The 13263-nt window shown below is 62.8% G+C and carries 13 protein-coding genes; 7 read left to right on the top strand and 6 right to left on the bottom strand.

Going from position 1 to position 13263, the window contains the following annotated elements; genetic code table 11:
* Positions 1–144 precede the first annotated feature (144 nt).
* Complete coding sequence (gene rlmM, locus J7573_RS11045) at positions 145–1209, bottom strand: 23S rRNA (cytidine(2498)-2'-O)-methyltransferase RlmM (protein WP_294334588.1); 1065 nt, start codon at positions 1207–1209, stop codon at positions 145–147.
* A gap of 222 nt (positions 1210–1431) precedes the next feature.
* On the opposite strand from rlmM, the gene acnA reads away from it, so the two are divergent.
* Positions 1432–4173, top strand: a complete 2742-nt coding sequence (gene acnA / locus J7573_RS11040; protein ID WP_294334586.1) for an aconitate hydratase AcnA — start codon at positions 1432–1434, stop codon at positions 4171–4173.
* 309 nt (positions 4174–4482) lie between these two features.
* On the top strand, positions 4483–6048 hold the full coding sequence (locus J7573_RS11035) for a PAS domain-containing methyl-accepting chemotaxis protein (RefSeq protein WP_294334585.1): 1566 nt from the start codon (positions 4483–4485) through the stop codon (positions 6046–6048).
* Positions 6049–6192: 144 nt separating this feature from the next.
* Here the strand turns inward: J7573_RS11035 and J7573_RS11030 are convergent, their stop codons facing one another.
* The 5 genes from J7573_RS11030 to J7573_RS11010 form a co-directional block, all read right to left on the bottom strand.
* Complete coding sequence (locus J7573_RS11030; protein WP_294334583.1) at positions 6193–7077, bottom strand: pseudouridine synthase; 885 nt, start codon at positions 7075–7077, stop codon at positions 6193–6195.
* A gap of 50 nt (positions 7078–7127) precedes the next feature.
* The gene (locus J7573_RS11025; protein ID WP_294334582.1) at positions 7128–7436 is read right to left on the bottom strand and encodes a transcriptional regulator; all 309 of its coding nucleotides are present in this window, start codon (positions 7434–7436) and stop codon (positions 7128–7130) included.
* Between the two features lie 71 nt (positions 7437–7507).
* Entirely contained in the window at positions 7508–7939 is a 432-nt protein-coding gene (locus J7573_RS11020; protein ID WP_294334599.1) for a D-Ala-D-Ala carboxypeptidase family metallohydrolase, read from the bottom strand.
* 108 nt (positions 7940–8047) lie between these two features.
* Positions 8048–8287 carry a glutaredoxin family protein gene (locus J7573_RS11015; protein WP_159409487.1) on the bottom strand — a complete coding sequence of 80 codons (240 nt, stop codon included), beginning with the start codon at positions 8285–8287 and terminating at the stop codon, positions 8048–8050.
* 76 nt (positions 8288–8363) lie between these two features.
* Positions 8364–9572 carry an ammonium transporter gene (locus tag J7573_RS11010; RefSeq protein ID WP_294334579.1) on the bottom strand — a complete coding sequence of 403 codons (1209 nt, stop codon included), beginning with the start codon at positions 9570–9572 and terminating at the stop codon, positions 8364–8366.
* Positions 9573–9892: 320 nt separating this feature from the next.
* On the opposite strand from J7573_RS11010, the gene J7573_RS11005 reads away from it, so the two are divergent.
* The 5 genes from J7573_RS11005 (at position 9893) to J7573_RS10985 (ending at position 13262) form a co-directional block, all read left to right on the top strand.
* Positions 9893–10207, top strand: a complete 315-nt coding sequence (locus tag J7573_RS11005) for a YqjD family protein (protein WP_016500773.1) — start codon at positions 9893–9895, stop codon at positions 10205–10207.
* A gap of 9 nt (positions 10208–10216) precedes the next feature.
* Positions 10217–10591: a phage holin family protein gene (locus J7573_RS11000; protein WP_103449789.1), complete on the top strand. Its 375-nt coding sequence runs from the start codon at positions 10217–10219 to the stop codon at positions 10589–10591.
* Positions 10588–10917 carry a hypothetical protein gene (locus tag J7573_RS10995; protein ID WP_085674876.1) on the top strand — a complete coding sequence of 110 codons (330 nt, stop codon included), beginning with the start codon at positions 10588–10590 and terminating at the stop codon, positions 10915–10917. Before J7573_RS11000 ends, J7573_RS10995 begins: the two co-directional genes overlap by 4 nt.
* A 103-nt stretch (positions 10918–11020) precedes the next feature.
* Positions 11021–12352, top strand: coding sequence for a deoxyguanosinetriphosphate triphosphohydrolase (locus J7573_RS10990; RefSeq protein WP_294334566.1), 1332 nt, complete (start codon positions 11021–11023; stop codon positions 12350–12352).
* 280 nt (positions 12353–12632) lie between these two features.
* The gene (locus J7573_RS10985) at positions 12633–13262 is read left to right on the top strand and encodes a response regulator transcription factor (RefSeq protein WP_294334564.1); all 630 of its coding nucleotides are present in this window, start codon (positions 12633–12635) and stop codon (positions 13260–13262) included.
* Position 13263 lies beyond the last annotated feature (1 nt).

Here is a 13263-nt window from a genome sequence, read left to right as displayed (position 1 = left end):
GGCATCCATGCCCGTCACCTCCCTCCGCAAGACCTCCGTTCGGCCTCCTGAAGTCGCAATTTGCGTCGTCTGAACTACCGCGCGCTTAAAAGCAAAAGCAGAGCAAGAGCAAGAGCAAGAGCAAGAGCAAGAGCAAGGCGGATGTCAGCGTGGTTTGAGGTCCAACCTGCGCAGATGACATGTCACTTCCTCACGGTCGTGATACAGCTGCTTGCAGGCAATCGATACCTTGACTTTACGTGCCTTGAACGTCGCCTCCATACGGTCCAGCAACCGACGCACCTCCGCATAGCGCTGCTTCATCGGCAACTTCAGGTTGACCACTGCTTCACGGCACAACCCCTCACCCAGCCAGGTCTCAATCAGCGAGGTGGTACGCGCCGGCTTCTCGACGATATCGCAGACCATCCAGTCCACCGGCTGCTTCGGCTGCCAGGTGAAACCGTCCGCCATCAGGTGTTGTACCAGCCCGGTGTCCATCAGGCTTTCAGCCATCGGCCCGTTGTCGATGGCGGTCACCAACATGCCCCGGCGCACCAGCTGATAAGTCCAGCCACCCGGCGAAGCACCCAGGTCGACCCCGGTCATGTCGTCATTCAGGCGCTGCTCCCACTGTTCACGCGGGATGAACTGGTGCCAGGCTTCCTCCAGCTTGAGGGTCGAACGGCTGGGTGCCTCACGTGGGAACTTCAGGCGCGGGATGCCCATCGGCCACAGCGCGCTGTTGTTCGCCTCGGCCACGCCAACGAATACCCGACGGCCGCTGATGAAAGTCAGCAGCAGGCGCGGCAGGCTGGCGTTGTCGACCAGGCGGCCGGCCTTTTCCAGGGCCTTGCGCAGCGGCACTTCGAACTTGCGGCAGAAGGTCGACAGCTCCTTGCCTTCGTTGCTGTCCAGTACCTCCAGCCACAGGCTGCCGAACACCGGGTGCTCGGCCAGATGCGCCAGCAGCACGCTGATGCGGTCGGTTTCCGGCAGCTCGATATACGTGCCTCGCGCCCACTGGCGCGGGAAGATCAGTTGCGCGAAGCGCAGCTGGGCCATCAGGCGTTCGGCACCTTCGGCCTCGGCACAGACGAACTCGGCACAAGCGCTCTGCGGCTTGCCCTTGGCATAACCGGCCACACCCAGCTGGGCGGCATGTTCGCTGATCTCGGCGCAGACCTCACCCTCGAAGCCGGGCCGGCAATGCATGAACAGGGTATTCATCTCTCACTCCACTACGGCTGGCGCACCACGGGCGCCGGCAGGGCGGCGATGATAAAGGAAGATCGGAACCTGCGACATGCCCCGCCGGTCCAGAAAAGAGTCAGGGGCCCCAAACGGAGCTAACCTGACCATTCAGCCAGGTCCGTGCCGTGCGGGCCGAAACAGCGCGGTGGCACCGGCCACAACCCGCCGTGCCGGGCCCCGCCGCACAAGGAGTTGGCAATGCCCTCGCTCGATAGCCTGAAAACCCTCAAGACCCTCCAGGTGGCTGACCGCACCTATCACTTTTACAGCCTCGCCGAAGCCGGCCGGCAGTTGGGCGACCTGCAGCGCCTGCCCATGTCGCTCAAGGTGTTGCTGGAAAACCTGCTGCGCTGGGAGGACGGCGAGACCGTAACCACCGATGACCTGCGCGCCCTCGCCGGCTGGCTGCAGGAACGCCGCTCCGACCGTGAAATCCAGTACCGCCCGGCGCGGGTGCTGATGCAGGACTTCACCGGCGTGCCGGCGGTGGTCGACCTGGCCGCCATGCGCGCCGCCATGGCCAAGGCCGGCGGCGACCCGCAGCGGATCAACCCGCTGTCGCCGGTTGACCTGGTAATCGACCACTCGGTGATGGTCGACCGCTATGCCACGCCAGAGGCCTTCACCCAGAACGTCGACATCGAAATGCAACGCAATGGCGAGCGCTACGCCTTCCTGCGCTGGGGCCAGAGCGCATTCGACAACTTCCGCGTGGTTCCGCCGGGCACCGGTATCTGCCACCAGGTCAACCTGGAATACCTCGGGCGCACGGTATGGACCCGCGACGAAGATGGCCGCACCTACGCCTTCCCCGACACCCTGGTCGGCACCGACTCGCACACCACCATGATCAACGGCCTTGGCGTACTCGGCTGGGGCGTGGGCGGCATCGAGGCGGAAGCGGCCATGCTCGGCCAGCCAGTATCGATGCTGATCCCCGAAGTAATCGGTTTCAAGCTCACCGGCAAGCTGCGCGAAGGCATCACCGCCACCGACCTGGTGCTGACCGTGACGCAAATGCTGCGCAAGAAAGGCGTCGTGGGCAAATTCGTCGAGTTCTACGGCGACGGCCTGGCTGACCTGCCGTTGGCTGACCGCGCGACCATCGCCAACATGGCACCCGAGTACGGTGCCACCTGCGGGTTCTTCCCAGTCGACGAGGTCACCCTCGACTACCTGCGCCTTTCCGGTCGCCCAAGCGAAACGGTGCAACTGGTCGAGCAGTATTGCAAGGCCCAGGGCCTGTGGCGCCTGCCCGGTCAGGAACCGTTGTTCAGCGACACGCTGGCCCTGGACATGCAAGACGTCGAGGCCAGCCTGGCCGGGCCCAAGCGGCCACAGGACCGGGTCGCCCTGGGCCAGGTCCGCCAGGCCTTCGACCACTTCATCGAACTGCAGCCCAAGCCGCTGGCCAAGGAGGTCGGCCGCCTGGAAAGTGAAGGCGGTGGCGGCGTGGCGGTCGGCAACGCCGATCAGGCCGGCGAAATCGACTACAGCCATGGCGGGCAGACCTACACCCTGCGCGACGGCGCCGTGGTGATCGCCGCGATCACCTCATGCACCAACACCTCCAACCCCAGCGTGATGATGGCGGCCGGCCTGGTGGCGAAGAAGGCCCTGGAAAAGGGCCTGCAGCGCAAACCCTGGGTCAAGAGTTCGCTGGCCCCCGGCTCCAAGGTGGTGACCGACTATTACAAGGCCGCGGGGCTTACCCCTTACCTTGACCAGCTGGGCTTCGACCTGGTCGGCTATGGCTGCACCACTTGCATCGGCAACTCCGGGCCACTGGACGATGCCATCGAAAAAGCCATCGGCAGTGCCGACCTCACGGTCGCCTCGGTCCTCTCGGGCAACCGCAACTTCGAAGGCCGCGTGCACCCGCTGGTCAAGACCAACTGGCTGGCCTCACCACCGCTGGTGGTGGCCTACGCGCTGGCCGGCAGCGTGCGCATGGACCTGACCCAGGACGCACTGGGGACGGGCAAGGACGGCAAGCCCGTCTACCTGCGCGACATCTGGCCAAGCCAGCAGGAAATCGCCGACGCCGTGGCCAAGGTCGATACCAGGATGTTCCACAAGGAGTACGCCGAAGTATTCACTGGCGATGCGCAATGGCAGGCCATCGAGGTGCCGCAGGCGGCGACTTATGTCTGGCAGGACAACTCCACCTATATCCAGCACCCACCGTTCTTCGATGACATCGGCGGGCCGCTGCCCAAGATCAAGGACATCCAGGGTGCGCGTATCCTCGCCCTGCTCGGCGACTCAGTGACCACCGACCACATCTCCCCGGCCGGCAACATCAAGGCCGACAGCCCGGCCGGGCGCTACTTGCGCAGCAAGGGCGTGGAACCGCGAGACTTCAACTCTTACGGCTCGCGGCGCGGCAACCACGAGGTGATGATGCGCGGCACCTTCGCCAACATCCGTATTCGCAACGAGATGCTGGCGGGCGAAGAAGGTGGCAATACGGTGCATGTGCCCAGCGGCGAGAAGCTGTCGATCTATGACGCCGCCATGCGCTACCAGGCCGAGGGCACGCCGCTGGTGGTGATCGCCGGTCAGGAATACGGCACCGGTTCCAGCCGTGACTGGGCGGCCAAGGGCACCAACCTGCTGGGGGTCAAGGCCGTGCTGGCGGAGAGTTTCGAACGCATTCACCGCTCCAACCTGGTGGGCATGGGCGTGCTGCCACTGCAGTTCAAGGCCGGGCAGGACCGCAAGCAACTGGGCCTGACCGGCAAGGAGCAGATCGACCTGCTGGGCCTCAGTGGCGCGCAGATCAAACCCGGCATGAGCCTGCCGCTGCGGATCACCCGCGAGGATGGGCAACAGCAGCAGATCGAAGTGCTATGCCGGATCGATACCCTCAACGAAGTGGAGTACTTCAAGTCCGGAGGGATTCTGCATTATGTGCTGCGGCAGATGATTCGCAACTGACCCCCTGTACCCGTTCAGTACCCTTTTGCCTCCAGCGCCGCGCCTGCGGCGCTGGAGGTTCATGCCCACAAGAAAAGTCTGCCATTTGCCAGTAGCACTTTGATGGCCGGTCGGTCATCATTGGCCCGAACAGTCATCTAACGGTCATGAACGCGGGCAAACAAGCCACTTTCTCAGCACTGAACGGCGGTTGCCTTTACTGCAATCGCGGTGATGGCCAATTGCCCCAGATCAAGTAATTTAAATATCCATTCAATAAAACCAGTGGCTTGCCGATACCTGTCGAAAGCCTTACGGACTATTCAGCTCATGCGCAACAACCAGCCGATTACCCAAAGGGAACGGACTTTCCCTGCCCAACAACGGTTGATCTCCACCACCAACGCCAAGGGTGTGATCACCTACTGCAACGATGCGTTCGTCGAGATCAGCGGTTTCACCCGCGAAGAGCTGATTGGCGCACCCCACAACCTGGTGCGCCACCCCGATGTGCCGACTGCGGTGTTCGCCCATATGTGGCAAACCCTCAAGCAAGGCTTGCCGTGGATGGGCATCGTCAAGAACCGTTGCAAATCCGGCGACCACTACTGGGTCAACGCCTACGTCACACCGATTTTCGACAACAATCAGGTCGTCGGTTTCGAGTCGGTACGCGTCAAACCGACCGCCGAGCAGATCCGCCGTGCCGAGGCCCTGTACCAGCGCATCAACGATGGCAAGACCGCCATCCCGCGCCGTGATCGCTGGCTGCCGGTGCTGCAGGACTGGCTGCCGTTCATCCTGATCAGCCAGGTCGGTTTCCTGATTGGCGACTGGCTCGGCCACTCCTGGGGCTTCGCACTGGCCGCCGGCCTGTCGGTACCGCTCGGCCTGCTCGGCCTGGGCTGGCAGCAACGAGGCCTTAAACGCCTGCTGCGCCTGGCCGAGCAAACCACCTCCGACCCGCTGATCGCGCAGATGTACACCGACAGCCGTGGCGTGCAGGCACGCCTGGAGATGGCCATGCTCAGCCAGGACGCGCGCATGAAGACCTGCCTGACCCGCCTGCAGGACAGCGCCGAGCACCTCAGCGACCAGGCCCGCCAGTCCGATGCCTTGGCGCACAAGAGCTCCTCGGGCCTGGAGCGGCAGCGCGTGGAGACCGAACAGGTCGCCGCCGCCGTCAACCAGATGGCCGCCACCACCCAGGAAGTGGCCAACCACGTGCAACGCACCGCTGACGCCACCCAGGAAGCCAACCGCCTGACCAGCCAGGGCCGGCAGATCGCCGGAGAAACCCGTGAGGCCATCGAGCGCCTGTCGACCGCCGTGGGCGAAACCGGCCAGACCGTGACCCAACTGGCCAAGGACAGTGACGAGATCGGTGGCGTGGTCGATGTGATCAAGGGCATCGCCGACCAGACCAACCTGCTGGCGCTCAACGCCGCCATCGAAGCGGCCCGTGCCGGCGAGATGGGCCGTGGTTTCGCCGTGGTCGCCGACGAAGTACGCCAGCTGGCCCAGCGCACCGCCGAATCGACCGGGCAGATCCACGGCCTGATTGCCAAGCTGCAACAGACGGCCAACAATGCCGTGCTGACCATGGAAACCGGTCACCGCCAGGCCCAGGAAGGTGTTGACCGCGTCATGCAGGCCGACCAGGCACTGGTCGGAATCAGCGAAGCCGTGGCCAATATCACTGACATGGCGACCCAGATTGCCGCCGCTACTGAAGAGCAGACGGCAGTAGCCGACGAGATCAGCCGCAACATCAGCACCATCGCCCAGCTGGCCGACCAGACAGCCGAACAGGCGCAACATTCGGCACTGCTCAGCGAAGAGCTGACCAGCACTGCCGGCAGCCAGTATTCGCTGGTGGAGCGGTTCAACCGCTAAAGGCCGACGCCTGCGCGGTTACTGTAGGTCGCGAAAGGGCTGCGAAGCAGCCCCAGCGATCTTGCAGTAGGGCAAATATTTGGGGCTGCTTTGCAGCCCTTTCGCGACGCAAGGCCGCTCCTACACAGATCGCGCACAGGCGCCTCACCAGTCCAGCGTCAGCCGGCTCTCGAAGTAGCGCTCCTCGCCGGTCAACGGGTCGGCAAATCGCAAGCTCTGCGCCAGCAGCTTCAACGGCCGCTGATAGTCGTCCTGTTCCTTGAGCAACTCGGGATAGAACGGGTCATTGCAGATCCCCGCCCCCAACGCCGCCATGTGCACACGCAACTGATGCGTCTTGCCCGTTACCGGCGACAGCCCGTAGCGCCACCACTCGCCATGCTTCTCCAGCACTTCTGCAAAGGTCTCGCTGTTGGCCTCCCCTGCCACTTCATGCATGCGGAAGAATGGCTCGCCATGCACCAGGCGACTCTTGTGCACCAGGGGGAACGCATGCTGTGGCAAGGCAGCCGCGATGGCCTGATAGCGCTTGTCGATCCGCCGCTCCGGGAACAACCGTTGATACGCGCTGCGCGTCTGCGGATTGGCAGAGAAAAGCACCAGCCCGGCAGTGTGCCGGTCGATGCGGTGCAACGGCACCAGGTGCGGGTTGTCCAGGCGTCGGATCAGGCGGCGCAACAGGGTGTGCTCGACGTATTCACCGGTTGGCGTTACCGGCAGAAAATGCGGCTTGTCGGCCACCACCAGGTGCTCATCCACATGCAGGATGGTTTCCTGCACCGGAATCGGCCGCTCGTTGGGCACCTCGCGAAAATAGTGAAGGCGCATGCCGCGACGGTAGGGCAAGTCGGCAGCAATCGCCCTGCCCTCGGCATCGAGCACCCGGCCACGGGCGAAGCGGTCAAGCCACTGCGCGCGCTCGATGGCCTTGAAATGGTCGCACAGGCAATCGAGTACCGTCGCCCAGTTGCCGGGCGGCAGGCAGACCGTGCTGGCTTGCTGGTGGGCGGGGTCGAAAGGCGTGATCATGGCAGGGCTCGAGCAATCAAAGCCCAGCATTATCCCCCAAGCCCGGCGCCTCAACCAGCCTCGACCATCCCCTCGCTGTGCGCCTTCAACCAGCGCAATACCTGCACGGCTTCCCAACGCCCGGGATCATAGAGTGCATAGACCAGGCCCTGGTACCCCACGACATCCAGCCCCCGGTGGTAACCGGCACGCTGGAACAAGGCCTCGATCTCGGCAAAACACGTGTTGAAATGCACCTTGCCGAATGGCGTGCGGTCGTCGGTGACCAGGCCTTCGAGGCGCAATTCCAGTACGGCGTCGCACACCCGCTCCACCGGCATGCGGTTGACGCTGTACTTGAGTTGCTCGACGTTGAGCATGGGTCCACCTCGATACTGTATTTATATACAGCATACGAAGAGCGACACCGCTGCGTCAATCGGCTTGAACGCTACTGCAAACCTGGCAGGTAGCCCGTGCCCTTGCGAATGGTCAGCACCTCGCGGCGCGGTGCGGCTGTTGACACCGACAGGTGAACCCAGCGGTCGAACTCCAGGATCAACTGGTCGAACGCCACATCACTCTCGCTGATCTGCCTGACCACGTCCCGGTTGTCGACACCCTTCACCGTAAAATCCGCCGCCAGGCCTTTCACATGCTGGCTGCCTCGCGCCCCGCCAACGCGCGCATTGACCGCCGCGCTGCGGTATCCGCTGCTGACGACGATGGGGCACCCGAACAACATCCGGACCTGCTCGAGCACTTGGCAAAGCAGGTGCAGATTACTCAAGACCTCAGCCGTAGGAGTGTTGTCCAACCCTTCCCTCGCAGCCATTTGCGAAGCTATCAGTTCTTCCAAGGTGAAATGTGGCGTGATCTGCATGACGGGGCTCTCGATGAAGATGCAAAAGTACCGATGACCATTCAACGGTTCGTCATCTTCATTTCTGGCCTGCAGGCCATGCACAAGGGCAAGCATTCCCTCTGCCCGTTACTGGGCGAGAAAGGCCACTACCTGTTCGGCATCGAATGGCCAGTGCAGCTCTGCCGACGTGTCGCTGCGCCGCAACACCGGAATGATCAATCCGTACCGCTCGAACAACGCCTGGTCATCGGCGATGTCGACCAACTCGATCAGCAAGCCGTGTTCAACAAAGGGCATCAGCACGGCTTCGGCCACTTCGCACAAGTGGCACCCGACGGTACCGAAGAGTTGGCATTCAGGCAGCATGGAGGGCGAGACCCGATTTGGCTGTAGGAAGAGACTTATTCTAAGTCTGTCCTGCCCCCTCTGCACCTGACCTGGCTCAATCCTGGCTGGTGGCACCGATCCGGTGCAGCGACAGGTCTGCGCCCTGGAACTCCTGCTCATGGCTCAAACGCAGGCCATGCAGTCGGCGAATCAGGCCGTACACGGCAAAACCACCGATCAGTGCGACCAGCACGCCCGCCAGGCTGCCCAGCAGCTGGCTGATCAGGCTCACCCCACCCATACCACCCAGCACCGCCTGGCCAAACACACCGCAGGCAATCCCTCCCCACAGGCCGCACAAGCCGTGCAGCGGCCAGACCCCGAGCACATCGTCGATCTTCCAGCGGTTCTGCGCAGCCGTGAAACTCCAGACGAACAGCACCCCCGCCACCAGACCGGTGGCCAGCGCACCGATGGGGTGCATGAGGTCAGAGCCGGCACAGATCGCCACCAGACCCGCCAGCGGCCCGTTGTGCAGGAAGCCCGGGTCATTGCGCCCGGCCAGCAAGGCCGCCAGGGTGCCGCCGACCATGGCCATCAGCGAATTGATCGCCACCAGGCCGCTGACGCCCTGCAAGGTCTGGGCACTCATCACGTTGAAGCCGAACCAGCCGATGATCAGGATCCACGAGCCCAGCGCCAGGAACGGAATGCTCGACGGTGCGAAGGCCACCAGCCGACCGTCGCGATAACGCCCGCGCCGCGCACCCAGCAACAGCACCGCCGCCAGCGCCAGCCAGCCGCCCATGGCATGCACCACCACCGAGCCGGCAAAGTCATGGAACGGCGCACCGAAACGGGCCTGCAGCCAGGCCTGCACACCCAAGTTGCCATTCCACACCACACCCTCGAAGAAGGGGTAGATGAACGCCACGATCAACGCCGTGGCACACAGCTGCGGCGCGAAGCGCGCACGTTCGGCGATCCCCCCCGAGATGATCGCGGGAATCGCGGCGGCGAAGGTCAGCAGGAAGAAGCATTTGACCAGCGCATAGCCGTGGTCTGCAGCCAGTTGCGATGCTGGCTGCAGAAAGTTCACGCCATAGGCGATCCAGTAGCCGATGAAGAAATACACCAACGCGGAGATGGCGAAATCGCTGAGGATCTTCGACAGCGCGTTGACCTGGTTCTTGTGGCGCACGGTGCCCACTTCGAGAAAGGCGAAGCCGGCGTGCATGGCAAGCACCAGAATGGCGCCCATGAGGATGAACAGGGTGTTGGAGCCGTGGACCAGGGAGTCCATCGCGCTGTGCATGTTTTCCATGAAAGTGGCAGACCTGCTGAAAAAGCACCAGGACAGTTCAAGAACCTGCATCCCTGCACCGAATCGGTGCCAGCTTTTGCCCTGTTTTGCCGAAGCGGGCGCAGCCTGCGTGGTTTTTTCTTGGGTTTGTCGTGGATTGGGTTAAGGTTTATCGGTATCCGTCAGGGTCGACGCCCTGGTTCGGCGCACCGCACCGGGTGACGCCCCGCGTTGTGGCAAATCTCATTAGCAAGGCCCATACCAGCGCCGCCAGTGAACCTTCCACACACCCGGTCACTCGAAAGACCTACACACCTGCACACCTGCATAGGGAGAGCCCCATGGCCAGCAAATCGGCAAAGACTGCACAAGAGATATTGATGGCTGACTTCCAGGCCTTGGTTCGCGATACCGAACGATTGCTCGCCGATACCGCCAACCTGGCAGGCGACCAGGCCGACGAGCTGCGCGAGCAGATCCACGACCGCCTGACCCAGGCCCGCGAAACCTTGCAACTGACCCAGGACTCGGTGCGTGAGCGCGGCCAGGCAGCCCTCGGCAGCGCCGAACAATACGTCCAGGAAAACCCCTGGCAAGCCATCGGGATTGCCGCAGGCGTCGGCCTGCTGATCGGCCTGCTGGCCAATCGGCGCTGAGGAGCCCCCATGGAGAATGACAGCATTGGCACCAGCGCCTCGGGCAAACGCCTGGGCGCGGCGCTGCTGGGGCTGCTGCACAGCCACATCGAACTGTTCGGCATCGAACTGCAGGAACAGAAAGCACGCACCCTGAGCCTGCTGCTGTTCGCCGGCCTGGCGCTGGTGTTCGCGCTGCTGCTGCTGACGGCCTTGTCCGGCTTGCTGCTGGTGCTGCTGTGGGACAGCTATCGCCTGGCGGGCATCATCGGCCTGTGCGTCTTCTATGGTGTTGCGGCGCTGTATTGCGGCCTGCGCCTGAAAGCCGCTGTGTTCGATGAGTCGTCCCCCTTTGGTGCGACCCTCGACGAACTGGCCAAGGACCGGGAGCGCCTGTTGCCATGAGCCTGCCTGAACTACCGAACACCCGTAACCCACGGGAACTGCGCAAGGCGCTGCTGCGCCTGCGCCTGGAAATGCACCGCCAGGAGATTCGCCATGAGTCCGGGCAGTTGCTGCAACCCTTGCAGCGCCTGCGCGGCATGGGCAGCTCGCTGCATGACGGGCTGGGTATCAAGCATGCGCCGTTGTGGGGCATCGGCGCCGTCGTGGCGCTGGGCTTTCTGACCGGCAAAGGGGTACGCAGCGGTAACCTGAGCCGCCTGGTCCGCTTGGGGACCAGCTTGCTGCCGCTGGTGCGCCTCTACCTGCAGGGCAACCGTCGCCCTTGAGCGTCTACCGGCCCTGATCCCACAGGGCCGGTCTCGTTCTGCCCCTTGCACGTCTGCTCACGACACCGGAAGCTATACCCTTCGATCGACAGGAGACCGCGCCTTGGACTGGCACACCCTGCTCACCCGCGAGCGCCTCGGCAAAGCCCTCTACAGCGCCGAAGAACTGGGCCGCAGCCCTTTCCACAAAGACCATGACCGGATCATCTTCTCAGGGGCCTTTCGCCGCCTCGGTCGCAAGACCCAGGTCCATCCCGTTTCCAGCAACGACCATATCCATACGCGCCTGACCCATTCCCTGGAGGTCAGCTGCGTGGGCCGTTCACTGGGCATGCGCGTCGGCGAAACGCTGCGCGCCAGCCTGCCCGAGTGGTGCGAGCCCAGCGACCTGGGCATGATCGTGCAGTCGGCCTGCCTGGCCCACGACATTGGCAACCCACCGTTCGGCCACTCCGGTGAGGACGCCATTCGCCACTGGTTCCAGCAAGCCGCCGGGCGTGGCTGGCTGGACGACATGAGCGACAACGAGCGAGCCGACTTCCTCAACTTCGAGGGCAACGCCCAAGGCTTTCGTGTGCTCACCCAGCTGGAGTACCACCAGTTCGATGGTGGCACCCGGCTCACCTACGCCACCCTTGGCACCTACCTCAAGTACCCTTGGACTGCCCGACATGCCGATGCCCTCGGCTACAAGAAGCACAAGTTCGGCTGCTACCAGAGCGAGCTGCCTCTGCTCGAACAGATCGCCCGCAAGCTCGGCCTGCCGCTGCTCGAAGAACAGCGCTGGGCGCGCCACCCGCTGGTCTATCTGATGGAAGCGGCAGATGACATCTGCTACGCCCTGATCGACCTGGAAGACGGCCTGGAGATGGAGTTGCTGGACTACGCCGAAGTCGAGGCGCTGTTGCTCGACCTGGTCGGTGACGATTTGCCGGAAACCTATCGCCAGCTTGGCCCTGCCGACTCCCGGCGACGCAAACTGGCAATCCTGCGTGGCAAGGCGATCGAGCACCTGACCAACGCCGCTGCCAGTGCCTTCGTCGAGCAGCAGCAGGCCCTGCTGAGCGGGCACCTGAGCGGCGACCTGGTCGAGCACATGCACGGCCCGGCCAAGCGCTGCGTGCTGCAGGCCAAGGACATGGCACGCAACAAGATTTTCCAGGACAAGCGCAAGACACTGCATGAGATTGGCGCCTACACCACGTTGGAAATCCTCCTCAACACGTTTTGCGGTGCCGCCCTGGAACAGCATGGCGGACGCACCCCTTCGTTCAAGAGCCGCCGCGTGCTCGATCTGATCGGTAACAATGCCCCCACCCCGCAAGACTCGCTGTACAAGGCTTTCCTGCGCATGATCGATTTCATCGCCGGCATGACCGACAGCTATGCCAGCGAGATGGCCCGGGAAATGACCGGGCGCTCAAGCCCGACCTGAGGTCACGGCAGCGTCGCCCGGTGCAGTACCGAGCGACGCTTAACGATAAGAAACTTCCTACAAGTACTGCTCGCTCATTAAACACCAACCAAACAGGCCAATGAAAAGTTGCCAAAACACGGCTGAAAGCGAAGCATATCCTTACACTTCGTAGCCGATTTTGAACTCAGCTGTAAGCCGTTTCCCATATATACCTAATCTCCCTGCTGCGTACCCCTGCCGACTTGCAACTGGGGTAAGGTGCCTCCTGCCTCCGTCATCCGCCGCAGGAAACCTGAACATGAATACTGTATTTATTGTCGATGACCATCCTGTCATCCGCCTGGCTGTCCGCATGTTGCTTGAAAACCAGAAAAACCAGAACTACAAGGTAGTGGGCGAGTCGGACAACGGCGTGGAAGCCATGCAGATGATTCGTGAAACCCAACCTGAGCTGGTCATTCTGGACATCAGCATCCCCAAGCTTGACGGCCTTGAGGTCCTTTCGCGCTTCCAGGCCATGGCCCTGCCGCTGAAAGTCCTGATCCTCACCGCACAGTCTCCGGCGCTGTTCGCCGTGCGCTGCATGCAATCAGGCGCGGCAGGTTATGTATGCAAGCAGGAAGACTTGAACGAACTGCTCAGTGCAATCAAGGCCGTACTCGCCGGATACAATTACTTCCCCAGCCAGGCCATTCACAACAATCACGAAACAGCGGACTCCGATTTGCGGCTTTTCCGACTCGTTAACGACAGGGAACTTATGGTCCTGCAACTTTTCGCCCAAGGCCGCAGTAACCAGGAGATCGCCAAAGGGATGTTTCTCAGCAACAAGACCGTCAGCACCTACAAGAAGCGACTCATGCAGAAACTGCAGGTTGACTCGTTGGTCGATCTGATCGAAATGGCCAAACGCAACGCGCTGGTCTGAG

Source organism: Pseudomonas sp., assembly GCF_017744435.1.
Taxonomy (GTDB): Bacteria; Pseudomonadota; Gammaproteobacteria; order Pseudomonadales; family Pseudomonadaceae; genus Aquipseudomonas.
The sequence above is the reverse complement of the archived record's forward strand: the minus strand, read 5'-3'. Positions and strand labels throughout refer to the sequence as shown.